The sequence below is a fragment of the Blastococcus sp. SYSU DS0619 genome, assembly GCF_054051035.1.
In genome coordinates, this window is sequence record NZ_JBJHAM010000005.1 from 98,895 (window position 1) to 122,595 (window position 23,701).

Genomic DNA, 23,701 nt, shown 5'->3' on the forward strand with positions numbered 1-23,701 from the left:
GGTGCAGCCCTACCCGACGGCGACCGGTTCCTCGCTGCGGGACTCCGTGATCGACGGCTCGTCGTCGGCCCGGCCCGGCAGCGGGAACAGCTCCCACAGCACGAACGCCGACCCGGCCAGCACCAGCAGCGACACCCACGGGTTCGCCGCGACGACGTCGAACACCGGCTGCAGCACGGACTCGCTCCCCGACAGCACCGCGACGATCCAGGCGACCGCCGCACCGAAGCCGGCCACCGCCAGCCCGACCCGGACGACGGGGAAGGCCCGCGACCGGCTCATCAGCACGAACAGCGGCAGCACGACCAGCACCGCGGCCAGCTGCGCCAGCTCCACCCCGACGTTGAACCCGAGGATCGCCGACAGCGTCGCCCCGGGGTCCAGCTGCAGGTCGAGGATCGTCGTCGCGAACGCCGTGCCGTGCACCAGCCCGAACAGCCCGGCGATCCACACCTCGCCGCGCGGCACCAGCGGCCGCACCGCGTGCACCGCCGCCACCGCGATCGACGCCGCGACCAGCACCTCCACCGGCGTCGTCGGGAAGCTGACCCAGCCCAGCGACACCGCGGCCAGCGACAGCGAGTGCCCGACCGTGAAGGCGCTGACCACCAGCCCGGCCCGGCGCAGCGTGGCGCCCAGTGACCGCCGCTCCCGCCACCGGCCGGCGCGGGCGACCAGCGGCGCCGGCAGCAGCAGCATCGCCAGGAACATCAGGTGGTCGGTGCCCTCGGCGATGTGCCGCATCCCCAGCGCGATCGTCGCGGTCATCCCGCTCCACCAGCCGGCGTCCGCGCGGTCCAGCGCGATCGTCGGCTCGTCGCTGGTGAGCACGCCGAGCAGCTCTGCCTCCCCCTCGGGGACGACGCCGGCCTCCCAGTCGCTGACCACCGACACGTAGACGTCGTGGGTGGCGATCCGCTCGGAGACGGCGTCGTAGTCGAGCACCACGTCGCCGACCGAGCTCCCCGCCGGCGTCGCCGCGACGTCGACGAGCAGGGTGGGCAGGTCGTTCACCGTGCCCAGCGACACCGAGCCGACGTCGACGGCGTAGGCGCCGTTCTCGTCCGACAGCGCCAGGTGGTCGGAGACGTAGGCCTCGATCCCGTCGGCGGCCGCGGCGACCGAGCCGGCGTCGGCGGCGATCTCCGTGCCGGTCGCCAGCGTGTAGCGGTCGAGCGGGATCTGCAGTTCCAGGTCGACCTCGTCCGCGCCCACGGTGAGCAGCACGGCGGAGGTCTCCGACGGGTGCGCCGAGGCGGCGGTGGGGGCGGCGACCAGGACGAGCCCGGCCGCCGCGGCCACCAGCCCGGCGCGGGCGAGGCGGCGGGCCATCAGGCCGCGCTCTCCGCGCCGTAGTCCGCCGTCTTGTCCCGGTAGACGGTGTGGATGTGGGTGCCGGAGAACCCGATGCCGGCCTGGTGCACGTACTCCATCCACACCTCGGGCCCGCTGATCCGGAAGTAGGCGTCCTCGCTCTCCGGGTCGGTCGAGCCCGCCCACGACAGGTACGTCTCGTCGTAGGCCGCGACGTACTCGGCGACGATCTGCTCCGCCACGTCCTCGTCGATGTCGCCGACCCACTCGCGGATGGCCGCGGTCACCAGGTCCTGCTGCTCCTGGGTCAGGTCGGAGACGAGCACGCCGCCGTCCTCGGGGTACGTGGCGCCGTCCGCACCGGCGCCCATGACGACGTCGTCGTAGAGCTGGGGCAGCTCGGCGGTGGCGAGCTCGTCGGCCGACAGGCTGCTGAGCACCCCGAAGACGGCGGACTTCATCGAGGCGAGCGTCTCGACGCTGGTGCCGTCCTCGGCCTCGTAGACCTGCGGCTCGATGCCGACGAACTCCGGGGTCAGGGTGACGGTGTCCCCGGCGTAGTTCGCGTTGATCGCCAGGTGGTGGCCGCCGAACTGGATCATGAACTCGGAGTCGGTGGCCGGGGTGCCGAAGAAGGCGAAGAAGTAGTTGTCGCTGCTCCAGTCCGGCCCGCCGCCGGGGCCGCTGCCGCTGCTGTTGGTGCTGCTCTGGCCGCTCTGCTCGGCGAGGTAGTCGTCGGCGGCCATGGTGTCGAGGACCTGCTGGTAGCCGTCCTCGCTGAGCATCGCCTCGAGCAGCGCGAGCGCCGCCGTCTCCTGCTCCTCGGTCAGGTCGCCCATCGCCACGCCGTTGCGCTGGATCATGCCCTCGGGCAGGTTCGACCAGTTCGACTTCGCCTCGGTGTCCGAGTAGTCGTACTGCAGCGTGGCGAGCTGGTCGTCGGTCAGCGTGGCCATGAACGCCTCGGCGGCTGCGACGACCTCCGCGGTGTTGGAGCCGTCGGCGGCCGCGGTCACCGCATCGGCCGTCGACGACGTCCCGGTCGAGGAGCTCGACGCGGTGGAGCCGGCGCTCGTGGCCCCGTCAGCGGTGCCGCAGGCGACCGCGCCGCCGAGGATCGAGAGGGTCGCGATGCCGGCGACGAGCGGCCGCGCGATCCGGCGGAAGAGCGGGGGCCGCTGCTGCTCGCCGGACGCCGGGAGGGGGGGAGTCGAGGTCATGCGCCCAGATTGGTCACGCTCCGTGCAACGGTGCTGTACGCATCCTGCACATCTGCTGTGAACCGGGGGCCCTCACCCCGCCGGGTGGGTCCGGATCGTCCCGTTCCGTAAGGGGGTCAAGTCCGGAGGCCGGACGGCCGACCTCTCCGAGGTGAGCCGGTCCAGGACGCCCGAGGTGGCGACGATGCGCGTCATGGCGCAGACGCTGGCCACGTTCTACGCCTTCGGCGGCGCGGCCGGGCTGTGCATCTGCGCGGGGGCCGCGCCGGGCGACCCCCGGTCGGTGCTCGTCGCGCTGTCGCTCGTGGCGCTAGCCGCCGCCGCCGTGGTCGCCCGTTGGGGTGCCCGGTGGCCGCGGAAGGTGTTCCACGGGACGGTGGGCGCGGCGACCGTGCTGATCTCCGCGGCGGTGGTGGTCAGCCCCGACCCGGTGACCGCGCTGGCCGCCGCCTCCCTCATCGCCTTCGTCGTCGTCGACGCGCACCTCTTCTTCTCCGGCCGCCAGGCGCTCGTCCACCTGGTGGTCGCCGTCGTCGGCATCACCGTGGCGCTGCTGTCCCGAGGAGTGCCACCGGGCACCGCGCTCGGCGTGGACCTGGTCCTCGTCGGTCTCGGCTCGGTCATCCGCCGGCTGGTCATCCGGGCATCGGGCGCCAGCCGCGATCCGCTGACCGGCCTGCGCAACCGGCGCGGGTTCGACGACGCGCTCGACGAGCTGATGGGCGAGGCGATCCGCACGCGCGAACCGTTGTCCGCCGTCCTCGTCGACGTCGACCACTTCAAGTCGGTCAACGACACCCACGGCCACGAGGCCGGCGACCGCGTGCTGTGCCGGGTCGCGGACGTGTGGCGCGCGGCGCTCCCGGCCGGCTCGGTGCTGGCGCGGCACGGCGGCGACGAGTTCTCCCTGCTCCTCCCGGGGACGACCGGCCCGCAGGCGCTGGCCCTCGTGCGGCGCATCTGCACCCTGCACCCCGACATCTCCCTCTCCTGCGGGGTCGCCCAGTACGGGTTCGGGGAGAGCGCCTCGCAGCTCATGCGCGGCGCCGACCGCGCCCTCTACGACGCCAAGCTCCTCGGCCGCGGCCGCGCGGAGCTCTGGGAGGGCCCCGGCGCCCGGTCCGGCGTCCTGCCGCCCCTCGGCTGACCCACCCGGGAGCGCACCCCCCCATCTCCGGGGAGCGCACCCCCCAGCTGGGGGGTCGTGGTTCCGGGAACCGGTTACCCACCACCCCGGATGCATCGCGATCGGTCACGGCACGCACGGACGTGACCCCGGCGAGATCCGGCGACGCCCTCCGGCGCACCACTTCCTGGCAGGTTCCCCCGCGTCCCACGGGGGAGTCGATCGAGGGAGAGCAGGGATGCGGTACTTCAGGGCGGCGGCGGGTGCAGCTGCGGCCATGGCGCTCGTCGTCGTGTCACCGACGGCGGCGGGTGCGGACGACGGGCGGAAGCACGGGCACGGTGAGCCCGTGACCACCGTCGTCGGCGGGCTGGACGGGCCGCGCCAGCTGAGCGAGTACAAGGGGCGCCGGCTGATCGTCGCCGAGTCCGACACCGGCGAGGTCACCTGGATCGACCCGCGCGGGGGGAGGTCGCAGACGATCCTGTCCGGCCTGGGCAACGCCCAGGGCGTGGACTACGTGCGCGGCCTCATCTACGTCGCGGTCGGCGAGTTCGCCGGTCCGCCAGAGGAGGGCGAGGGCCTGCCCGCCCAGCAGGTGGTCGAGGCGACGCCGGGTGGCGAGATCCTGCGAACCTGGGACCTGCTGCAGTACGAGCTCGACAACAACCCGGACGGCCAGGAGCAGTTCGTCGACGGGGAGCCGTTCGAGACGCTGTCCAACCCGTTCTCGGTGCTCGCCCAGCCGCACCGGATCCTGGTCTCCGACGCCGGTGCGAACGCCGTGCTCTCCATCGACCGCTACACCGGTGAGATCAGCACCTTCTTCGTCCCGCCGGTCGTCACCGACGTCGAGGGGTGCGCGGAGGCGTTCAACAACCCGGGCACCGTCGGGTGCGACCCGGTGCCCACGGAGATCACCGAGGGGCCGGACGGGAAGATCTACGTCGGCACCCTCGGCGCCGAGGTGCCCGGGGCCGGGCGGGTCTACGTGCTGGACCAGCGTGGCGAGCAGGTCGGCGTCATCGAGGACCTGACCAGCGTCACCGGGGTCGCCGTCGACCACAAGGGCACGGTCTACGTGTCCAACGTGCTCGAGGGGGCGCCGATGGGCGAGGGCCCGCCGCCGGCGGACTTCGACCCGTCCACGGTCGGTGAGCTCACCCGGATCGCCCGGGACGGCTCGCGTGCCACCGCGGACGTGACCATGCCGACCGGCCTGGAGATCGAGGGCGGCGACCTGTACGCCTCGGCGTGGAGCATCGCCGCGTTCCTGGGCATGCCCTCGGCCGGTGAGATCCAGCGGATCGCGCCCAGCGCCTTCATGACGGCCGCTCCCTGATCCCTGCACCGCAGACGGTGATGGCGGTCGGGAGGCTCGCGCCTCCCGGCCGCCATCGCCGTTCCCGCGTGCGGTCAGGGCAGGCCGGCGTGCGGGACGGCAACCTGCGTCGACACCAGCACCGCCTCGCGCACCGGCGCTCGCGTGTGCTCGTAGAAGTCCGGCGCGCAGCACATCAGCAGCGTGCGGCCGTCCTCGCCACCGAGCGCGCAGGCGAAGACGCCCATCCCGTCGGGCGCGGCGATCTCCCCGACGATCGTCCCGCCGGGCGCGATCCGCAGCACCCGCGAGCCGAACCCGTCGGCGACCCAGACGTGCCCGTCGGCGTCCATCGTGCAGCCGTCCGGCGCGACGACGACCTGCCCCATCAGCTCCTCGACCGAGTCGCCCACCGGCTCCGCGCCGAGCGACGCCCACACCCGCCGCTCGCCCAGCGAGCCGTCCGCGCCGATGGCGAAGGCGGAGAAGCGGTTGCCCCACGTCTCGCCGACGATCAGCGTCGCGCCGTCCGGGGTGATCACCGAGCCGTTGGGGAAGCGCAGCCCTTCGGCGACCACGGTGACCGTGCCGTCCGGGTCGACCCGCTTGAGCGACGCCGGGGCCGGCGCCCCGCCGCCCATCAGGTCGAAGCCGAAGTCGCCCACGAACGCCCGGCCGGACGCGTCGACCACCATGTCGTTGAGCAGGCCGGTGCAGACGTCGGAGAGGTCGGCGTGCGTGGCCACCTCGCCGTCGGTGACCCGCAGCAGCCGGTGGTCCTTCATCGACACCACGAGCAGCGAGCCGTCGGGCAGCCAGCCCAGCCCCGACGGCTGGTTCTCCACCCCGAGGACGACGGTCTCCGGGCCGCCCTCGGCCGCCACCCGGCTCACGGTGTGCCGGTAGAAGTCCGACACCCACCAGTGCCCGTCGCGCCACCGCGGTCCCTCGAAGTAGGAGCCGCCCTCCAGCACCGTCCGGAACTCTCGATCCGCCATGCCGTCGGACGCTACGACCACCCGGCCCCGGGCACGAGCCCGCCACCTCCTGTTTTCCCCCGTCCCGGGGTGGGCAGGGCTTCGGGCATGGCAACCTCAGGCGCGCACCGGTGAGCATCCGCGAACTGCTCGAGCGGGCGGTGAACCGCGCAGAGCGGTGGCAGCTGCTCGATGCGCCCAGCTACCAGGTCGAGCACGGGATCTCGCTGACCTTCCTGCTGGCCGGCCGGTACGCCCGCCCACTGCAGGACCTGCTGCACGGCGTCTGGCTCGGCCACCCCCTGCACCCCTTCCTCGTCACCGTGCCGATCGGGTCCTGGAGCGCGGCGGCCCTGCTCGACGGCCTCGACGCGACCGGCCGCGGCGGCCCGGGTACCGGTGCGGCGGCGCGCACCGTCGTCGGGTTCGGCATCGCGGGTGCGGTGGGCGCCGCCGCGAGCGGGATGACCGACTGGCAGCACGCCCACGACGAGGCCCGCCGGGTCGGCCTCGTGCACGCCGCCCTCAACAGCACCGCGCTGGCGCTCTACGCGTGGTCGTTCGCCGACCGGGGACGGGGCCGCGCGGTGCGGGCCCGGGTGACCGCCGCCGCCGGTCTCGCCGTCGTCGTCGCCGGCGGCTACCTCGGCGGCGTGCTGTCCTACCGGCACCGGCTCGGCGTCGACCACTCCGCGGCCGGCCGCTCGCCCCGGACCTTCACCGAGGTCGCCCGGCTGGCCGACCTGCCTGACGGCGAGCCGGTCGGCGTCGACATCGACGGCGTGCCGGTGGCGCTGATCCGCACCGGCGGCGCGGTCCGCGCGGTCGGCGGGCGGTGCCCGCACCTGGGTGGCCCCCTGGCGGAGGGCTGGCTGCACCGGGACGAGCTGGTCTGCCCGTGGCACGGCTCGCGCTTCGACCTCGACACCGGCGAGCCGGCGCAGGGCCCCTCCACGGCTCCGCTGCCCTGCTACGACACCCGCATCACCGACGGCGCGGTGGCGGTGCGGCGGCGGGCCCGCTGGCGCAGCCCCACCGCGATCACCACCGCCGAGGAGGCATCCCGATGAAGGCCGACGAGGTCCTGATCGCCCACCACGACGTGCTGCGCGGGCTGCTCCGCGAGCTGGCGGAGACGTCCGCGGCGGAGACCGGCCGGCGGGAGGAGCTCCGCGACCGCTTCCTCCGGGAGATCGAGATCCACGCCCAGATCGAGGACGAGCTGTTCTACCCGGCCGTGCCCGACGTCTCCCCGCTGCTGGCCCTGGCGCACGCCGAGCACCGGCAGATCGACGACCAGGTCGCGACCGTCATGCGCATGGACGTCACCGACCCGGAGTTCACCACCGAGGTGCGCATGCTGGAGAACACGGTGCGCCACCACACGATGGAGGAGGAGCAGCGGATGTTCCCCCAGTCGCACGCGCTGGGGGAGGAGCGCCTCGAGCAGCTCGGGGAGCAGCTGCGTGCGCGGCAGCAGGAGTTGGCCGAGTCCGGCGGGATGCGGCTGATCATCCGGCTGAAGCGGGCGACCCTCCGCTCTGTGTAGTCGCGCGGTCCCCCCGGGCGTGCGCGCACACCCGGGGGAACCGTCGCAGGAGTGATCAGACGATGCGGCGCGCGGTGTTGTAGCCCCACATCGAGTCGACCGGGACGACCGCCACCGGCTGGCCGTAGGTCGAGGAGTGCACCATCAGCCCGTCCCCGATGTACATGCCGACGTGGCCGACCGGGTCGTAGAAGAAGATCAGGTCGCCGGGCTGCAGGTTGGCCCGGTCCACGTAGACCCCGGCCGTCGACTGCGCCCGCGAGGTCCGGGGGATCTCCAGGCCCGCGGCCTGGTAGGCCGACCAGGTGAGGCCCGAGCAGTCGTAGCCGCCGGGGCCGGTGCCGCCCCAGACGTAGGGCTTGCCCTGCTGGGCGAGGGCGGTGTCGACCGCCACCTGGGCGGCGTGCGTCGGTGCGACGACCGGGGCGACCGTCACGGTGACGGTGCCGCCGGAGGTGCCACCGCCGCCGACATCAGCAACGGCGGGGAGCGGGGAGAGGGCGATGCCCGCTCCGGTGACGAGCGCGAGCGCCGCCCCGCGGAGGGAGCGACGGGTGACCGAGGTCGTGCGAGTGGTCGTCATGGACGACGGTTTCTCCTGTTCTCCGACAACCGCCTACCGGGTTAGCTGACGGGTTCGGGCGGGGAACTCGCCCGGCGCTCCCGGGCATGCCGGTCACGCTTCACCCCAGTGCTGCGGTGGGTCCCCGGTCCGGGCGGCGGAGCGATCCGACGCCTGGTTCGGCGGTGTCCGCACGGGTGTCACCGGTGGTGGTGACGACGCGGCCCCGGGCGGACCGGCGACGACGCTAGGCATGTCACGGAAAGGTCACAAAGCGGCCGGACGGGCCTGGCGGGGCCGGATCGGGAGGACGACGGCGCCCCGTCGGGAACGCGACTCGCGAGCGGACCACGGCCGATCCCGTCGCACGATCCCGGCCGGTTCCGTCCGCCGGCACGGAGCGCGACCGCGCACTTACTTCCTGACGCGCGGCATGCCTCGACTCTCCGTCCACGATCGCGTGCGCTCCGATCCGCTCGCGACCGCCCCGGTGACCGTCGCCACAGCTCGTCGGAGCGCGTGCGAGCATCGCCGGGTGGCCCGCCTGCTGATCGCCAACCGCGGCGAGATCGCCGTCCGCATCGCCCGCGCGGCGGCCGCCGAGGGGCTGACGTCGGTCGCCGTCACGGCCTCCGACGAGCCGGACGCACCCCACCTCGCCGCCGCCGACGAGACGCACTTCCTCCCCGGCAGCGGACCCGCCGCCCACCTCGACGCCGCGGCGATCGTGCAGGCCGCACGCGCCGCCGGCTGCGACCTGATCCACCCCGGCTACGGCTTCCTCTCCGAGGACCCAGCGCTCCCGCGCGCATGCGGGGACGACGGCGGTGCGCCGACCGTCGTCGGCCCCGGCGCCCCCGTCCTGGAGACGCTCGGGGACAAGGTGCTCGCCCGCTCGGCCGCCGAGGCCGCCGGCGTCCCGGTCCCGCGGGGCACCACCGACGCCACGACCGGCCAGGTCGTCGACCTGCTCGATGCCACCGGCGCGGTGATGCTGAAAGCGCGGTTCGGCGGGGGAGGGCGGGCCACCCGCATCCTCCGCCGGGGCGACGACGTCGCCGCCGCGTTCGCCGCGGTGGCCGACGAGGCCCGGGTCGCCTTCGGCGCCGACGCGCTGCTCGCCGAGGAGCTGGTCGAGGACGCCCGGCACATCGAGGTGCAGGTGCTCGGCGACGCGGACGCGGACGTCGTCGTCCTCGGCGACCGCGACTGCTCGCTGCAGCGCCGCCGGCAGAAGGTCGTCGAGATCGCGCCGGCGCCGAACCTGCCGGGCGCGGTCCGGAAGCAGCTGCACGACGCCGCCGCCGCGCTCGCCCGGCAGGTCGGCCTCCGCGGCCTGGCCACCGTCGAGTTCCTCGTGCCGGCCGGCGACCCCGCGCGCTTCGTCTTCCTCGAGTGCAACCCCCGCCTGCAGGTGGAGCACACCGTCACCGAGGAGGTGCTCGGCCTGGACCTGGTGCGGCTGCAGCTGCGCGTCGCGGCCGGCGCGACCCTCGCCGACCTCGGGCTCGCCGACGGCCCGCCCCGCGCCGCCGGGTGCGCGGTCCAGGCGCGGGTCAGCGCCGAGACGCTCACCGCCGACGGCGCCGTCGTCCCGTCCGCCGGGACCATCAACTCGCTCACCCTGCCTGGTGGCCCCGGCGTGCGCGTCGACACCGCCGCCCGGGCGGGCACCGACGTCAGCCCCCGCTACGACCCACTGCTGGCCAAGGTGGTCGTGCACGCGCGGCACGGCGGCCTCCCCGAGGCGCTGGCGCACCTGCGCCGCGCCCTGGGCGAGGTCGAGGTGCGCGGCGTCGCCACCAACACGGCCTTCCTGCGGGCCCTGGTCGCGCACCCCGAGGTCGCCGAGGCCACCACCACGTTCGTCGACGACCACCTCGCCGACCTCGCGCCGGCCGCCGCGCCGACCGGGGAACCCGGCGGGCAGGAGGGGCTGCGCGCTCCGGTCCCCGGGACCGTCGTCGCCATCGAGGCCCGGCCCGGCGGCACGGTCGAGCCCGGGGGGACCGTGGTCGTCCTCGAGGCGATGAAGATGGAGCACGTCGTCGCGCTGCCGGCCGGGGGCACCGTCCGGCGGGTCGCGGTGCGGCTCGGCGAGACCGTCCGCCAGGGCCAGCTGCTCGCCGACGTCGCGCACGCCGCACCCGGCGAGGAGGGGCTACGCCCGGAGCTCGACCTGGACGCCGATCGGCCCGATCTCGCCGAGGTCCGCCGCCGCCACGAGATCGGCCTGGACGAGCACCGCACCGACGCCGTCGCCAAGCGGCACGCCCAGGGCCGGCGCACCGCCCGGGAGAACCTCGCCGACCTGGTCGACCCCGGCAGCTTCCTCGAGTACGGGCCGCTGGTCTTCGCCGCCCAGGAGCGCCGCCGCAGCCGGGAGGAGCTCCAGGAGCGCACCCCGGCCGACGGCGTCGTCGGCGGGCTGGCCGACGTCAACGGCGACCTGGTCGGCCGCGAGAGGAGCGCCGCGGTGGTCGTCTCCTACGACTACACGGTGCTCGCCGGCACCCAGGGCATGCGCGGCCACCTGAAGAAGGACCGGCTGTTCGAGCTGGCGGAGCAGCGCCGGCTGCCCGTCGTCCTCTTCGCCGAGGGCGGGGGAGGGCGGCCCGGCGACGTCGACTCCACGCACGTCTCCGCGCTCGACACCATGGCCTTCACCCTCTTCGGCAAGCTGTCCGGCCTGGTGCCGACCGTGGGCATCGCCAGCGGCCGCTGCTTCGCCGGCAACGCGGCGCTGCTGGGCACCTGCGACGTCGTCATCGCCACCGAGGACGCGAACATCGGCATGGGCGGCCCGGCGATGATCGAGGGCGGCGGGCTCGGCGTCGTCGCGCCGGAGGAGATCGGCCCCATCGACGTCCAGCACGCCAACGGGGTGGTCGACGTCCGGGTCGCCGACGACGCCGCCGCCGTCGCCGCGGCCCGGCAGTACCTCTCCTACTTCCAGGGGCCGGTGACCGACTGGACCGCCCCCGACCAGCGCGCGCTGCGCCACCTCGTCCCCGAGAACCGCAAGCGGGTCTACGACATGCGCGCGGTGCTGCACGCGCTCGCGGACGAGAACAGCGTGCTCGAGCTCCGCGACGGCTGGGGCACCGGGATGATCACCGCGCTGGCCCGGGTCGAGGGCGCGCCGCTCGGCGTCGTCGCCAACGTGCCCACCCACCTCGGCGGGGCCATCGACTCCGACGCCGCCGACAAGGCCGCCCGCTTCCTCCAGCTCTGCGACGCCCACGGCCTGCCGGTCGTGTTCCTCTGCGACACCCCGGGCTTCATGGTCGGTCCCGAGTCGGAGCGGACGGCCACCGTCCGGCACCTCTCCCGGCTGTTCGTCATCGGCGCGAACCTGTCGGTGCCGATCGGCACCGTCGTCGTCCGCAAGGCCTACGGGCTCGGGGCGCAGGCGATGGCCGGCGGCAGCATGAAGGTGCCGCGGTTCGCGATCGGCTGGCCGACCAGCGAGTTCGGCCCGATGGGGCTGGAGGGGGCGGTCCGGCTGGGCATGCGCCGCGAGCTCGCGGCCATCGCGGACGACGCCGAGCGGGCCGCCGCCTACGACGCCGCGGTCGCCGCCGCCTACGAGAACGGACGGGGGCTCAACGTCGCCGCCCACTGGGAGATCGACGACGTCGTCGACCCCGCCGACACCCGCCGGTGGATCACCACGCTGACCCGCGAGGTGGCGGCGACGCCGCGCCCGCCGGGTCGCGTCCGGCCGCACGTCGACACCTGGTGACCGTCCGGGCGAGACTTCCGGCCCGGTGGTTGGCGGGGGCCGTGCCGGGGCAGGGAAGGTCCTGATCAGCCAGCCGGCCCCCGGGCCGGCCGACGACCAGGAGGCAGACATGGGAATGATGCGGAAGCTCATCGCGTCCGGTGTGGCGGCGAAGGTGTTCCAGGAGGCCAAGAAGCCGGAGAACCAGGCGAAGATCAAGAAGTTCATCTCCGACTTCCAGAACAAGAGCGGTGGCGGCGGCGCAGGCAAGGGCCGCGGCGCCGTCCGCTGACTCCTCCCGCACCGTGCGGAGCCGAGGAGCGACCCCTGCGCAGGAGGCATCCGCCTCCCGGGCGGGGGTCGCTCCCGTTCCGGCGCGACCTGGTTCGGGGGCACCTGGGTCGGGGGCACCGGTGAGGACGCGGGAGGAACGCTGGCAGGAGCGGCTCGCGCTCCCGGTCCTCGTCGCGGCGCTGGCCTCGATCCCGGCGATGTTCCTGACCGTCGCCGAAGGGACGCTCGGCACTGCCGGGCACGTCATCGACATCGTCAGCGGGCTGGTGCTCGTCGCCGAGACGGTCATCCTGCTGGTCGTCGCCGAGAACAAGCGGGCCTGGCTGCGCGGGCACCTCGGGCTGGTCGCCCTCACCGTCGCGGTGGTCGTCGCCGTCGTCTTCGCGCTCGGGCCCGTCCAGATCCTGCGGCTGGTCCGCACCGTCGGCGCGCTGCGCATCCTGCGCGCCGGGCGGATCGTCAAGGCCGCCCGCAGCGTGAGCAACCGGATGGGGTTCTCCGGCCGGCTCGCCCACCTGGCCGCCGCCGGCGCCGGGATCCTGGTCGCCGTCTTCGTCGGGGTGGTCCTCGCCGACCCGACCTCCCGCTCGCGCGACCTGCTCACCGCCGTGCTCGGCGACATCGGCACGCCGCTGATCGTGGCGCTCTCCGCGGTCGCCGGGATCGTCCTCGGCGTGGCCACCTACCTGCTGGCCCGCGACCCCGGGGCCGGGTCCGACGCGGAGGACGAGGACGACGGCGCACGCCGCGCGGGATGACGCCCCGGTGACGCCCCGCCGGGTCGGCGCATGGTTGCCCGGGGAACGGGCACTGGAGAACCCATGGGAATCATGAGCAAGATCGCCAAGGGTGGCATGGCCAAGAAGGTCATGGACGAGGCTCGCAAGCCGCAGAACCAGCGCAAGATCAAGGACGCCGTCTCCAAGTTCACGAACAAGGGCAACAGCAGCGGCACCAAGCGCCCGTGACGTCGCGTCCCCGGCCCGTGCGGCCGGGGACCGATCTGTAGTAGACCGGGCACATGCCCCGCATCGCGGTCCTCGACGACTACCAGTCCGCCGCCGCCGAGTTCACCGACTGGTCGCGACTCCCCGAGCCGGCGGAGGTCGTGGAGTTCCACGACAGCGTCGCCGACCCCGACGAGCTCGTCGCCCGGCTGGCGCCCTTCGACATCGTGGTCGCCATGCGCGAGCGCACCCGGTTCAGCCGGGAGGTGCTCGAGCGGCTGCCGAACCTGCGGCTGCTCGTCACCACCGGCATGCGCAACAAGTCGATCGACGTCGAGGCCGCCGCCGAGTTCGGGGTCACCGTCTGCGGCACCGGTTCCGGGGCCACCGCCACCGTCGAGCTGACCTGGGCACTGATCCTCGCCACCGTGCGGCACCTGCCGCAGGAGGACGCCTCCATGCGCGCCGGCGGCTGGCAGACCACGATCGGCGGCGACCTCGCCGGCGGCACGCTCGGCGTCATCGGCCTCGGCCGGCTGGGGTCGCAGGTCGCCCGCGTCGGCGCGGCCTTCGGCATGGACGTCGTCGCCTGGAGCCAGAACCTCACCGACGAGCGGGCCGCCGAGGTGGGCGCCCGCCGGGTGGAGAAGGACGAGCTGTTCGCCACCGCCGACGTCGTCACGATCCACCTGCTGCTCTCCAAGCGGACCCGCGGCCTCGTCGGCGCCGACGACCTCGCTCTGATGAAGCACAGCGCCGTGCTGGTCAACACCAGCCGCGGCCCGATCGTCGACGAGGCCGCGCTGATCGACGTGCTGCGCCGCGGCGCCATCGCCGGCGCCGGCCTCGACGTCTACGACAGCGAGCCGCTGCCGCGCGACCACCCGCTGCGGGAGTTGCGCCGCGCCGTCCTCACCCCGCACCTGGGCTACGTCACCCGCGGCACCTACCAGGTGTTCTACGGCGAGGCCGTCGAGGACGTCGCCGCGTTCCTCTCCGGCGCCCCGATCCGGGTGATCAGCCCGTCCTGACCGCGCGGGAGCCGGCACCGGAGCGCTCCGGTGCCGGCTGCTGCGGCTACCCGGCGTCCCGGCGCAGCAGAGACCAGCCGCCCGCGGCCAGGGCTGCTCCCGACCAGCCGGCCAGCATCGTCGTCGCCATGGCCGCCGTCATGTCCGGCTCGCCGAGCAGCGTCCAGATGGCTGCCGAGCCCGGCAGCACCCGGCCCAGGTCGCGCATCCACTCCACGTCGAACGCGGGCAGCAGGAACGGCAGCACCAGCTGCAGCAGGAAGACCGTCGCCAGCGCCCCGGCGGTGCTGCGCAGCAGCAGCCCCAGGCCGACGGCGAGCAGCGAGCCGGCCGCCACGACGGCGGCGATCCGCCCGAGGCTGTCGGCCAGGTCGGCGAGCGACAGGGTGAGGTCCGGCGCGATGAACCAGGCGGCGATGTCCGCGACCAGGGCCAGGAGCACCCCGGCGACCGTTGCGACGACGACCGGCACGGTGACCCGGGCGGCCAGCAGGACGCCGCGCCGCGGGGTCCACTGCAGCGTCGGCCCGATCACCCCGGTCGCGTGCTCGGAGGTGACCGCGAGCAGCGCCAGCACCAGCAGCGCGAACTGCCCGGGCAGCACGCCGAGCTCACCGGCGACCGTCGCCGGCAGGGAGGAGTCGGGCCCGGCCGGCCCGGACGTCGCGTCGAAGGCGGCGGTGGCGCCGATGCCCACGATGGTGACGGCGGCGGCGAGCAGGCACCACCACGTCGTCCGCACGGTGCGCAGCCGCAGCCACTCGGCGGCGGCGGCGCGCGCGAACACGGTGGCCGTACCCAGTTCCGCCGTCCGGACGGCGAGCCCCGACGCGCTCACCGCCGCACCTGCCCGGCCGGCTCGGGCGTGCCCTGCACGCGGTACTGGACGCTGTCCCCGGTGAGATCGAGGTACACCTGCTCCAGCGAGCTGTGCTCCTCGGCCAGCCGGTGCACCGCCACGCCGAGCTCGAGCGCGACGTCGCCGACGGTCTCGGCCGACGCGCCCTCGACCAGCAGGTCGCCGTCGCCGGTGGGGTGCACCCGCAGCTTCCGGCGCAGCAGGGCGCCGGCCAGGTCGTCGGCGGACGGGGTCCGCACCCGGACCTGCCGGGAGGCGTCTTCGCTCCGCATGATCTCCTCCATCGAGGCGTCGGCGATCAGCCGGCCGCGGCCGATGATCACCAGGTGGTCGGCGGTCTGCTCCATCTCGCTCATCAGGTGGCTGGACAGCAGCACGGTGCGGCCCTCGTCGGCCAGCTCGCGCACGAGGCGACGGATCCACCGGACGCCGTCGAGGTCCAGGCCGTTCATCGGCTCGTCGAACAGCAGGACGGCGGGGTCGCCCAGCAGCGCGCCGGCGATGCCGAGCCGCTGCCGCATGCCGAGCGAGTAGCCGCGCACCCGGCGCCGGGCGGCGGGACCGAGCCCCACCTGGTCGATCACCTCGTCGACCCGGCGCACCGGGATGCCGTTCGTGCGGGCGGCCACCCGCAGGTGGTCGCGGCCGCTGCGCCCGGGGTTGACGGCCTGCGCGTCGAGCAGCGCACCGGCCGCGCGCAGCGGCTCGGCCAGCCCGGCGAACGGCCGGCCGGCCACCAGCGCGCTGCCGGAGGTGGGCCGGTCCAGGCCCAGCACCATCCGCATCGTGGTGGACTTGCCGGCGCCGTTCGGACCGAGGAAGCCGGTCACCTTGCCCGGCTGGACGTCGAAGGTGAGGTCGTCGACGGCGCGGATCTCGCCGTACCGCTTGGTCAGCCCGCGCACCTCGATCACGCGGAGCTCCCGGGGGGACGGCGGCGCGGCCGCCGGGGCAGGGATGTGGTCATGCGCCGAGCCTGTCCGCACCGGGGGTCGCAGCGGATCACCCGGCAGCGCCGAACCGGGTCCCCCGCGCGGGGGAGGGGGGAAGCGCGCTGACGGGGGAATCGCCCGGCCGGTCCATCGGCCAGGATCGGTCCATGTCCTCGACGATCCCCGGACGCGGCGCCGCCCCGATCGCCGCCCGCGCGCGCGAGCTGCTGGCCGCCGCCCGCCCGGGCTGGCCCGGCCGGGCCCTCTACGCGCTGGCGAGCCTGCCGTTCGGCCTGCTGTACCTGGCGCTGTACCTGGCGCTGATCGGCTCGGTCGTCGCGGTGATCTACGGCATCGGCGTGGTGCTCATCCTGCTCGTGCTGGCCCTGACCCGGGGGTTCGCCGGCCTCGAGCGGCGCCTCGTCGGCGACCTGCTGGGCATCGACATCCCCGCCGGCGAGCGGGTGCGCGACCAGCGGGGCCTGCCGCGCCGGGTGCGGCGGCTGGTGATGTCGCCGGGGACCTGGCGGGCGCTCGGCTGGCTGGGCGCGCGGGTGCTGCTGGGCCTCGCCACGTCCGCCACCCTGCTCTTCGGCAGTGCGGCGTTCGTCGCGCTCGGCTGGCAGGCCGAGTGGAACCCGCTCACCGCGGTGCCGCTGCTGGCGCTCATGGCCGCCGTCGTCGTCGTGACCGTGGCGGCGCTCGACCTGCTGGTCCGGCTGGCGGGCTCCGTCGCGCCCCGGCTGCTCGGCGCCGCACCCGAGCAGCGGATCGCCGCGCTGCAGCAGAGCAGCCGGCGGCTGGCCGACCGGAACAAGCTGGCCCGCGACCTGCACGACACGATCGGCCACGCGCTGACCGCCAGCCTGCTGCAGGCCACCGCCGCGCGCCGCACGCTGACGCCGGCCGACGACCGGCCGCTGCAGCCGGAGTTCGCCCGCCAGGCGCTCGGGCACATCGAGACCAACACCCGCACCGCGCTCGCCGAGCTCGACCGGGTGCTGACGGTGCTGCGGGACGAGGACGGCGGCCGTGACCCCGCCCCGTTCGCGGCACCCGGGCTCGCCGACCTCGACGACCTGCTGGCCGGCCTGCGGGACGGCGGCCTGCCGGTGGCGCTCGTCGTGGACGGCGACGTCGACGACGTGCCGCCGGGGGTGCAGGAGCTCGCCTACCGGGTGGTCCAGGAGGGGACGACGAACGTGCTCCGGCACGCCGGGACCCCGCTCACCGTCGCCCAGGTGGTGCGCAGCGGCGACACCCTCGACGTCCGGGTCTGCAACGAGCGGGCATCCCAGCTGGACAGCCGCCCCGGCCCCGGCGGCGGTCGCGGGCTGGCCGGCCTGCGGGAGCGGACGGCGGCCGCCGGCGGCACGCTCTCCGCCGAGCCGTCGCCGTCCGGCGGCTTCGACCTGTGCGTCACCCTGCCGTTGTCGGGCGCCGCGTGAGCGTCCTGCGGCTGATGCTCGTCGACGACGACGTCCTCGTCCGCTCCGGGCTGCGGGTGATCCTGGAGAGCGAGCCCGACCTGACCGTGGTGGGGGAGGCCGGCACCGGGCGGCAGGCGCTGGAGGTGGCCGCCCGGACCGATCCCGACGTCGTGCTCATGGACGTGCGGATGCCCGACATGGACGGCATCGCGGCCACCGGGGAGCTGGTCGCCCGTGATCCGCAGCGGCCGCGGGTGCTGGTGCTGACCACCTTCGAGGACGACGACTACCTGTACCGCTCGCTGCAGGCCGGCGCCAGCGGCTTCGCGCTGAAGCGGGCCGACCCCGACGAGCTCGTCGACGCCATCCGGGTGGTCGCCCGCGGCAGCTCGCTGGTGCTGCCCGACCTCACCCGCCGGCTGATCGCCGCGCACGCGCCCTCGCGCGCCCGGGGCAGCGCCGCGCTGCCCGAGCTGACCGGCCGCGAGGCCGACGTGCTGCGGCTGGTGGCCGGCGGGCTGTCCAACGCCGAGATCGCCACCGAGCTGTTCCTCAGCCGCGAGACGGTGAAGACCCACGTCAGCAGCGTGCTGCTCAAGCTGAGAGCCCGGGACCGCACCCAGGCGGTCATCGCCGCCTACGAGAGCGGCTTCATGACCGCCTGAGCGGGCTCGCGCGGGTCGAGCCGGGCCGGTGAGGCTTGAGCCGCGGCGGCACGCGGCTCAACCCTCCGTGGGGCGGCCGGACATGCCCGTTGCCGACCCGATGACGCCGGAGCGGCCCCGAGCTGTCGGTCTCAGGTGGCCTCAGACCAGGAAGCGGTAGGCCGTCGAGCCGGGGGCGACCAGCTGGATGCGCAGCGGGCTGGCCTCGATCCGGGCCATCAGCTCGGGCAGCCCGTCGGCGCGGCCCAGCTCGATGCCGGTCAGCGCGGCGCCGGTCTCGCGGTTGTCCCGCTTGACGTACTCGAACAGCACGATGTCGTCGTCGGGGCCGAGCACCTCGTCCAGGAAGCGGCGTAGCGCACCGGGCTCCTGCGGGAACTCGACCAGGAAATAGTGCTTGAGCCCGCGGTGCACCAGCGAGCGCTCGACCACCTCGGCGTACCGGCTGACGTCGTTGTTGCCGCCGGACAGCAGGCAGACCACCGTCTCCCCGGGCCGCACGGTCGCCAGCCCGCCGCTGAGCGCCGCCGTCGCCAGCGCGCCCGCGGGCTCGGCGATGATCCCGTCGGCCTGGTAGAGGTCGAGCATCTCGGTGCAGATCTGCCCCTCGGGCACGGCGACCAGCTCCGCGCCGGAGTCGCGCACCAGGGGATAGGTGACCGCGCCCGCCCGGCGCACCGCCGCGCCGTCGACGAACGTGTCGATCTCGGCCAGCTCCACCGGCTCGCCGGCCGCCAGCGCGGCCGCCATGTTCGCCGCGCCGGCCGGCTCAGCGCCGACCAGCCGGGTGGTGGGGGAGTGCAGTCGCAGCCAGGTACCGGCGCCGGCGAGCAGTCCGCCGCCGCCCACCGGCAGGACGACGACGTCGGGCGCGCAGCCGAGCTGCTCGAGGATCTCCACCGCGACCGTCGCCTGTCCGGCCACCGTCGACGGCGCGTCGAAGGCCGGCACCAGCGTCGCGCCGGTCGACCGGGCGGACTCCGCGGCCGCGGCCGCCGCCTCGTCGTAGGAGTCGCCGACGACGACGAGCTCCACCATGTCGCCACCGAGCACCGCGATCCGTTCCCGCTTCTGCCGCGGGGTGGTGCCCGGCACGAACACCCGGCCGTGCACCTGAAGCGCCCGGCAGGCGTAGGCGACGCCCTGGCCGTGGTTGCCGGCGCTGGCGCAGACCACCCCGGCGGACCGCGCGGCGGTGTCCAGCCGGCTGATCGTCGTGTACGCGCCGCGGATCTTGTAGGAGCGGCCGACCTGGAGGTCCTCGCGCTTGAGCCACACGTCCGCGCCGGTCAGCCCGGACAGCCGGGCGTTGCGCTGCAGCGGCGTCCGCTCGGCCACGCCGTCGAGCCGGCGGACGGCGTCGCGCACCTGGGCGGTGAAGTCGTCGGTCAGCGCGTCGTCGCCGGGAGTGGTGCTCACGAGGCCCATCGTCGACGACGTGGCCGGCCGGGCGCGCAGCAGGTCATCGATCGCGCCGTGATCTGCCCCACGTCGGCCGATCCGGGCCTACCGTCGTCGGCCCGGAAGCAGCGCGCGAGGCGGTGAACGGTCCATGGCCGGAGCCCTGGTCGTCTACGAGTCGGTGTTCGGTGACGCGAAGCGGATCGCGATGGCGGTGGCGCACGGGCTGTGCACCCGGATGCCGGTCGACGTCGCATGCGCGCGGGAGGCGCCCACCCAGGTGCCGGCCGACGTGCGGCTGCTGGTGGTGGGCGGGCCGACGCACGCCTTCGGCATGCCGCGGCCGGCCACCCGCGGGGACGCGGCCCGGCGGCACCTCGCCGTCGTCCCGGATCCGGCGTTCGGTCTGCACGAGTGGCTGGACTCGGTGAAGCTGCCGCGCGGCATCGACGCGGCCGCCTTCGACACCCGGATGGACCATCCGGCGCTGGTGACGAAGCTGGACCACGCGGCCCGGACCGAGGAGACGCTGCTGCGCCGGCTGGGCGCGACGCTGGCCGCGCCCGCCGAGCACTTCCTCGTCACCGACGTCGCCGGCCCGCTCGTCGACGGGGAGGAGGAGCGGGCCCGCCGGTGGGGGCAGGCGCTGGCCGAGCTGGTGGCACCGCACGCGATCCCGGTGCGCGGCTGACCGGTCAGTTCGGGTCGAGCAGCCGCAGATGCGGCTGGGTGGCCAGCCGCTTCTCGAAGGTCACCCGGTGCCGGCCGTCGTCGTCCTGCACGAACTGCAGCCGGTCGACCAGGGCCTGCATGAGCACCAGCCCGCGCCCCCGGTCGTCCAGCGGGAAGACCTCCGGCACGGTGGCGGCGTCGACGTCGAAGCCGGGGCCGTCGTCGAGCACGCTGATCCGGCACAGCTCGTCGTCGATCGCGACGTCGACCTGGTAGGCGGCGTGACCGGCGGCGTGGTCGACGACGTTCGCGCAGGCCTCGGTCAGCGCGAGCGTGATCTCCTCCACGACCTGCTGCGGGACGTCCAGCCGGTCGAGCGCCTCGCGGAGCAACCCGCGGACCAGCGGCACGCTGTCCGCATCGGTGGGCAGTCGCACGCTGAAGTCGATGTTCACGGCCCATCCGCCCCCTCCGGCACGGTGGCCTACCCTCGGACGCCGGGACGACGCAGCGAGGGAGGTGAACGGTGCTCTTCGACGTGGAACGTTCGACGGTCGCCGGGCGCCCGGCCCTCACCGTACGGGGCGAGCTGGACATCGCCACGGCGCCGCAGCTCGCCGACGCCGCCCAGGCGCTGCTGTCCTCCTCGCCGGAAGCGATCGTCGTCGACCTGACGCCCACGGTGTTCCTGGACTCCTCGGGCGCCCACACGCTCGTCACCATCGCCCGCCGGGCCGCCGCGGCCGGCGCCCTGCTGCACGTCGTGGCACCGCGGAACAACTGTCCCGTCCGGCTGCCGATCGACCTGCTGCAGCTGGACTCGGTGGTGCCGATCGTGGACTCGGCCGGCGAGATCCCGAGCATCGCCGCCGACCACGACGCCACCTGACGTCGCGCCGATGACCAGCCGGCCCGCCGACCCAGCGACCGCCGATCACGGGGCCGCCGACCCTGCGACCGTCGTCGATGCGGCGGTCCTGGCCCGCTGCGCCGACGAGCCGATCGCCGTCCCGGGCGCGGTCCAGCCGCACGGCGTGCTGCTGGCCGTCTCCGAGCCCGACCTGGCCGTCGTCGTCGCGTCGGCGAACGCCGCCGCCCTCTTCGGCCGGCCGATCACCGGCGCCTGCCTGGACGAGCTGCTCCCGCGGGACGACGCGGCCCGGCTGCGGACCGGGCTGCGCGGCGACCTGGCGGAGGTCAACCCGCTGCGCGTCCGCGTGGGCGGCACCGACGTCGACGTGGTGCTGCACCGGGCCGACGGGCTGCTGGTCACCGAGTGGGAGCCGGTCCCGAGCGCCGAGCAGGCCGGCGCCGCCTGGCACCGCCGCCTGCCCACGGTGCTCCAGCGGCTCTCGGCCGCCGCCACGCTCGACGAGCTGAGCGGCGTGCTGGCCCGGGACGTCCGGGCGCTGACCGGCTTCGACCGGGTGATGGTCTACCGCTTCGACGCCGACTGGAACGGCGAGGTGATCGGCGAGGACCGGCGCGCGGATCTCGAGCCCTTCCTCGGTCTCCGATACCCGGCCGGCGACATCCCGCCCCAGGCCCGCGCCCTGTACACCACCAACTGGATGCGCCTGATCCCCGACGCCGGGTACGAGCGCGTGCCGCTGGAGCCGGCGGTGACCCCCGCGACCGGCCGGCCGCTGGACCTCGCCGGCGCGATGCTGCGCAGCGTCTCCCCGGTGCACCTGGAGTACCTGGCGAACATGGGCGTGGTCGCCTCGATGTCGATCTCGCTGATCGACCGCGGGAAGCTGTGGGGCCTCATCGCCTGCCACCACTACGCCGGCCCCCATCGGCCTTCCTACTCCGACCGGATCGCCGCGGAGTTCCTCGGCCGCACCGCCTCGCTGCTGCTGCCCACGCTGGTGTCCGCCGGTGAGCAGCGCGGGGTGGTCGAGGTCGCCCAGCGGCAGGCCGAGCTCGCCGCCGCCGTCGGCAGCAGCCCACGTGCCCTCGCCGCGGCCCTCACCGAGAGCGGGACCACGGCGCTGGACCTGCTGCCCGCCGCCGGAGCCGCCGTCCGGCTGAGCGGCGAGCTGCGCCTGCTCGGCAGCACCCCGCCGGCCGAGCGGGTCGTCCCGCTCGTCCGTGCGCTGCTGGACGCCGGCACGCCGGTCACCGACGCCGTCGGCCGGGTCGTGCCGGCGGCGGCCGACCTCGCCGCCACCGCCAGCGGGGTGCTCGCCGCGGAGGTCGTCGGCGGCGGAGGCGACTTCGTCGCCTGGTTCCGGCCCGAGACGCTCCGCGAGATCACTTGGGGCGGCAACCCGTACACCGCGAAGACGGCGCCGACCGCGACCGGCCCGCGGCTGAGCCCCCGGCGGTCCTTCGCCGCCTGGAGCGAGACCGTCCGCGGGACCTCGCGGCCCTGGCGGGCGCACGAGGTGGCTGCCTCGCGCAGCCTGGCCGCCCTGCTCACCGAGACGCAGGTCAACCGGGCGGCGGAGGACAACCGGCTGGCCACCGCGCTGCAGCGCACCCTGCTGCTCGAGCAGCTGCCCGAGGTGCCCGGCGTGGAGCTCGCCGCCCGCTACCTGCCCAGCGAGCACGACGTCGTCGGTGGGGACTGGTACGACCTGGTCCCGCTGCCGGGCGGGCGGGTCTCGATCGTGCTGGGCGACGTCGCCGGCCACGGCCTGGCCGCCGCGGCGATCACCGCCCAGCTCCGGCACGCGCTGCGCGCCCACCTGCTCCGCGCGCCCGGGCCGGGTGCCGCGCTGGACGGGCTGAACCAGGTCATCGCGGCGTTGCTGCCCGGTGAGCTGGCGACCGCCGTCGTCGCCGAGCTCGACCCGGCGACCGGCGAGGTGGTCGTCGCCAACGCCGGCCACCCGCCGGTGCTGCACGCCTCGGCCGGGGACGCGAGCTACCTGCAGGAGGGACGCGGGCCGGCGCTGGGGCTGCTGGGCGTCGCCGGCTACCGCGAGACCCGGCTGACCCTCGCCGGCGACGACCGGCTGTTGCTGTTCAGCGACGGGCTGGTCGAGCGCGGCGCCGGCGGCCTGACCGCCGGGCTGGCCGAGCTGCGGGACGCCGTCGCCGCCGGGCCGGTGGCACCGCACGCCCTGATCGACGCCGTCCTCGGTGCGCTGGACCCGCCGAGCACCGACGACGTGACGCTGCTCGGGGTCGCCCGCACCTGAGCGCGGCGTGTTCCTCCCGCGCACCAGGGACATCACGACATCCTGCGGAGATGCGGACGGGGACGGCGGGACGCCGGTCACGGATGGTCCGGCCCGGTTTCCTGCCGGGAGCCGCACTGCTCCTGCTGGGCGCGCTGATCGCCGTGGGCACGTACGCCGCCGCCTGGGCGCCGGCGCTCGGCGACGGCCGCCACGAGGCCTGCACGTCACGCGGCGCGCCGTACCACCCGCCCTACGAGTCGTGGCGGGTGGCGGTCACCGCGTCCGCGGGGCCGATCGGCGTGGTCTGCACCTGGACCGACCCGGACACCGGGCACGTCGTCCGGCAGGAGCCGCCCTGGGTGCCCACGCTCGTCGCCGGGACGACTGCGCTGTTCGGCTGCGGGTGGCTCGCCGCCGCCGGCCGGAGCCGGGTAACAGGCGCGGCACGAAGCGCCAGGGGATCGGAGCGGCGGCCCGGTCCCGGCTCCGTGTCGCCCTAGCGTCGGCGGGCGGCCCCGCCCGGGACCCGCAGCGGACCCGACCCGG

23 protein-coding genes and 1 riboswitch are annotated in these 23,701 nt (G+C 75.1%); of the genes, 15 read left to right on the plus strand and 8 right to left on the minus strand.

Translation table 11 applies throughout. From position 1 onward, the window contains the following. Positions 1 to 9 precede the first annotated feature (9 nt). On the minus strand, positions 10 to 1,332 hold the full coding sequence (locus ACI79T_RS08985; protein WP_456609710.1) for a HupE/UreJ family protein: 1,323 nt from the start codon (positions 1,330 to 1,332) through the stop codon (positions 10 to 12). Next, entirely contained in the window at positions 1,332 to 2,534 is a 1,203-nt protein-coding gene (locus ACI79T_RS08990) for a DUF3500 domain-containing protein (RefSeq protein WP_456609711.1), read from the minus strand. Before ACI79T_RS08990 ends, ACI79T_RS08985 begins: the two co-directional genes overlap by 1 nt. A gap of 151 nt (positions 2,535 to 2,685) precedes the next feature. Between ACI79T_RS08990 and ACI79T_RS08995 the strand changes: the two genes are divergently transcribed. Together ACI79T_RS08995 and ACI79T_RS09000 are read left to right on the plus strand one after the other, a co-directional pair. Continuing rightward, positions 2,686 to 3,681, plus strand: a complete 996-nt coding sequence (locus ACI79T_RS08995; RefSeq protein WP_456609712.1) for a GGDEF domain-containing protein — start codon at positions 2,686 to 2,688, stop codon at positions 3,679 to 3,681. A 328-nt stretch (positions 3,682 to 4,009) separates the two neighbouring features. Beyond that, positions 4,010 to 5,002, plus strand: a complete 993-nt coding sequence (locus tag ACI79T_RS09000; protein ID WP_456609713.1) for a ScyD/ScyE family protein — start codon at positions 4,010 to 4,012, stop codon at positions 5,000 to 5,002. A gap of 74 nt (positions 5,003 to 5,076) precedes the next feature. On the opposite strand, the gene ACI79T_RS09005 is transcribed toward ACI79T_RS09000, so the two are convergent. Further along, positions 5,077 to 5,979, minus strand: a complete 903-nt coding sequence (locus tag ACI79T_RS09005; RefSeq protein WP_456609714.1) for an SMP-30/gluconolactonase/LRE family protein — start codon at positions 5,977 to 5,979, stop codon at positions 5,077 to 5,079. Positions 5,980 to 6,089: 110 nt separating this feature from the next. Here ACI79T_RS09005 and ACI79T_RS09010 point away from each other — a divergent pair, with 110 nt between their 5' ends. Beyond that, a complete protein-coding gene (locus ACI79T_RS09010; protein WP_456609715.1) occupies positions 6,090 to 7,028 on the plus strand; it encodes a Rieske 2Fe-2S domain-containing protein in 939 nt (312 codons plus the stop codon). Continuing rightward, the gene (locus tag ACI79T_RS09015) at positions 7,025 to 7,507 is read left to right on the plus strand and encodes a hemerythrin domain-containing protein (protein ID WP_456609716.1); all 483 of its coding nucleotides are present in this window, start codon (positions 7,025 to 7,027) and stop codon (positions 7,505 to 7,507) included. Before ACI79T_RS09010 ends, ACI79T_RS09015 begins: the two co-directional genes overlap by 4 nt. 55 nt (positions 7,508 to 7,562) lie before the next feature. On the opposite strand, the gene ACI79T_RS09020 is transcribed toward ACI79T_RS09015, so the two are convergent. Next, positions 7,563 to 8,090 (minus strand): C40 family peptidase, encoded by a 528-nt coding sequence (locus ACI79T_RS09020; RefSeq protein WP_456609717.1) that lies wholly within the window; start codon positions 8,088 to 8,090, stop codon positions 7,563 to 7,565. Between the two features lie 15 nt (positions 8,091 to 8,105). After that, positions 8,106 to 8,264: riboswitch (cyclic di-AMP (ydaO/yuaA leader) on the minus strand. A gap of 340 nt (positions 8,265 to 8,604) precedes the next feature. Between ACI79T_RS09020 and ACI79T_RS09025 the strand changes: the two genes are divergently transcribed. From ACI79T_RS09025 to ACI79T_RS09045, 5 genes are all read left to right on the plus strand, one after another. Next, on the plus strand, positions 8,605 to 11,814 hold the full coding sequence (locus tag ACI79T_RS09025) for a carboxyl transferase domain-containing protein (RefSeq protein WP_456609718.1): 3,210 nt from the start codon (positions 8,605 to 8,607) through the stop codon (positions 11,812 to 11,814). Between the two features lie 109 nt (positions 11,815 to 11,923). Next, positions 11,924 to 12,085, plus strand: a complete 162-nt coding sequence (locus tag ACI79T_RS09030) for a hypothetical protein (RefSeq protein ID WP_456609719.1) — start codon at positions 11,924 to 11,926, stop codon at positions 12,083 to 12,085. Between the two features lie 121 nt (positions 12,086 to 12,206). Then, entirely contained in the window at positions 12,207 to 12,845 is a 639-nt protein-coding gene (locus tag ACI79T_RS09035; protein WP_456609720.1) for a hypothetical protein, read from the plus strand. A gap of 63 nt (positions 12,846 to 12,908) precedes the next feature. Continuing rightward, complete coding sequence (locus tag ACI79T_RS09040; protein WP_456585966.1) at positions 12,909 to 13,055, plus strand: hypothetical protein; 147 nt, start codon at positions 12,909 to 12,911, stop codon at positions 13,053 to 13,055. Positions 13,056 to 13,108: 53 nt separating this feature from the next. Then, complete coding sequence (locus ACI79T_RS09045) at positions 13,109 to 14,065, plus strand: D-2-hydroxyacid dehydrogenase family protein (RefSeq protein ID WP_456609721.1); 957 nt, start codon at positions 13,109 to 13,111, stop codon at positions 14,063 to 14,065. 46 nt (positions 14,066 to 14,111) lie between these two features. On the opposite strand, the gene ACI79T_RS09050 is transcribed toward ACI79T_RS09045, so the two are convergent. Next, a complete protein-coding gene (locus ACI79T_RS09050; protein WP_456609722.1) occupies positions 14,112 to 14,903 on the minus strand; it encodes a hypothetical protein in 792 nt (263 codons plus the stop codon). Further along, entirely contained in the window at positions 14,900 to 15,838 is a 939-nt protein-coding gene (locus ACI79T_RS09055; protein WP_456609723.1) for an ABC transporter ATP-binding protein, read from the minus strand. The genes ACI79T_RS09050 and ACI79T_RS09055 overlap by 4 nt, the downstream gene beginning before the upstream one ends. 185 nt (positions 15,839 to 16,023) lie before the next feature. On the opposite strand from ACI79T_RS09055, the gene ACI79T_RS09060 reads away from it, so the two are divergent. Further along, positions 16,024 to 17,304, plus strand: coding sequence for a sensor domain-containing protein (locus tag ACI79T_RS09060; RefSeq protein WP_456609724.1), 1,281 nt, complete (start codon positions 16,024 to 16,026; stop codon positions 17,302 to 17,304). Further along, positions 17,301 to 17,951: a response regulator gene (locus ACI79T_RS09065; protein ID WP_456609725.1), complete on the plus strand. Its 651-nt coding sequence runs from the start codon at positions 17,301 to 17,303 to the stop codon at positions 17,949 to 17,951. The genes ACI79T_RS09060 and ACI79T_RS09065 overlap by 4 nt, the downstream gene beginning before the upstream one ends. A gap of 141 nt (positions 17,952 to 18,092) precedes the next feature. Here ACI79T_RS09065 and ilvA read toward each other — a convergent pair whose 3' ends face one another. After that, complete coding sequence (ilvA, locus tag ACI79T_RS09070) at positions 18,093 to 19,379, minus strand: threonine ammonia-lyase IlvA (protein ID WP_456609726.1); 1,287 nt, start codon at positions 19,377 to 19,379, stop codon at positions 18,093 to 18,095. A 124-nt stretch (positions 19,380 to 19,503) separates the two neighbouring features. Here ilvA and ACI79T_RS09075 point away from each other — a divergent pair, with 124 nt between their 5' ends. After that, positions 19,504 to 20,043: a hypothetical protein gene (locus ACI79T_RS09075; protein WP_456609727.1), complete on the plus strand. Its 540-nt coding sequence runs from the start codon at positions 19,504 to 19,506 to the stop codon at positions 20,041 to 20,043. A 4-nt stretch (positions 20,044 to 20,047) separates the two neighbouring features. Here the strand turns inward: ACI79T_RS09075 and ACI79T_RS09080 are convergent, their stop codons facing one another. Beyond that, entirely contained in the window at positions 20,048 to 20,479 is a 432-nt protein-coding gene (locus tag ACI79T_RS09080) for an ATP-binding protein (protein WP_456609728.1), read from the minus strand. A gap of 83 nt (positions 20,480 to 20,562) precedes the next feature. Between ACI79T_RS09080 and ACI79T_RS09085 the strand changes: the two genes are divergently transcribed. Genes ACI79T_RS09085 through ACI79T_RS09095 form a run of 3 tightly spaced genes read left to right on the plus strand, consistent with a single transcriptional unit; the run spans position 20,563 to position 23,655 of the window. Then, on the plus strand, positions 20,563 to 20,913 hold the full coding sequence (locus ACI79T_RS09085) for an STAS domain-containing protein (protein WP_456609729.1): 351 nt from the start codon (positions 20,563 to 20,565) through the stop codon (positions 20,911 to 20,913). 10 nt (positions 20,914 to 20,923) lie between these two features. Next, positions 20,924 to 23,173, plus strand: a complete 2,250-nt coding sequence (locus tag ACI79T_RS09090) for a SpoIIE family protein phosphatase (protein WP_456609730.1) — start codon at positions 20,924 to 20,926, stop codon at positions 23,171 to 23,173. 50 nt (positions 23,174 to 23,223) lie between these two features. Further along, entirely contained in the window at positions 23,224 to 23,655 is a 432-nt protein-coding gene (locus ACI79T_RS09095) for a hypothetical protein (protein ID WP_456609731.1), read from the plus strand. The last annotated feature ends 46 nt before the right edge of the window (positions 23,656 to 23,701 follow it).

What these genes read in the sequence shown, in the direction of transcription:
- ACI79T_RS08985 (WP_456609710.1), bottom strand. Translation starts at nt 1,332, where the DNA reads ATGGCCCGCCGCCTCGCCCGCGCCGGGCTGGTGGCCGCGGCGGCCGGG.
- ACI79T_RS08990 (WP_456609711.1), bottom strand. Translation starts at nt 2,534, where the DNA reads ATGACCTCGACTCCCCCCCTCCCGGCGTCCGGCGAGCAGCAGCGGCCC.
- ACI79T_RS09005 (WP_456609714.1), bottom strand. Translation starts at nt 5,979, where the DNA reads ATGGCGGATCGAGAGTTCCGGACGGTGCTGGAGGGCGGCTCCTACTTC.
- ACI79T_RS09015 (WP_456609716.1), top strand. Translation starts at nt 7,025, where the DNA reads ATGAAGGCCGACGAGGTCCTGATCGCCCACCACGACGTGCTGCGCGGG.
- ACI79T_RS09020 (WP_456609717.1), bottom strand. Translation starts at nt 8,090, where the DNA reads ATGACGACCACTCGCACGACCTCGGTCACCCGTCGCTCCCTCCGCGGG.
- ACI79T_RS09030 (WP_456609719.1), top strand. Translation starts at nt 11,924, where the DNA reads ATGGGAATGATGCGGAAGCTCATCGCGTCCGGTGTGGCGGCGAAGGTG.
- ACI79T_RS09040 (WP_456585966.1), top strand. Translation starts at nt 12,909, where the DNA reads ATGGGAATCATGAGCAAGATCGCCAAGGGTGGCATGGCCAAGAAGGTC.
- ACI79T_RS09045 (WP_456609721.1), top strand. Translation starts at nt 13,109, where the DNA reads ATGCCCCGCATCGCGGTCCTCGACGACTACCAGTCCGCCGCCGCCGAG.
- ACI79T_RS09060 (WP_456609724.1), top strand. Translation starts at nt 16,024, where the DNA reads ATGTCCTCGACGATCCCCGGACGCGGCGCCGCCCCGATCGCCGCCCGC.
- ilvA (WP_456609726.1), bottom strand. Translation starts at nt 19,379, where the DNA reads ATGGGCCTCGTGAGCACCACTCCCGGCGACGACGCGCTGACCGACGAC.
- ACI79T_RS09075 (WP_456609727.1), top strand. Translation starts at nt 19,504, where the DNA reads ATGGCCGGAGCCCTGGTCGTCTACGAGTCGGTGTTCGGTGACGCGAAG.
- ACI79T_RS09090 (WP_456609730.1), top strand. Translation starts at nt 20,924, where the DNA reads ATGACCAGCCGGCCCGCCGACCCAGCGACCGCCGATCACGGGGCCGCC.
- ACI79T_RS09095 (WP_456609731.1), top strand. Translation starts at nt 23,224, where the DNA reads ATGCGGACGGGGACGGCGGGACGCCGGTCACGGATGGTCCGGCCCGGT.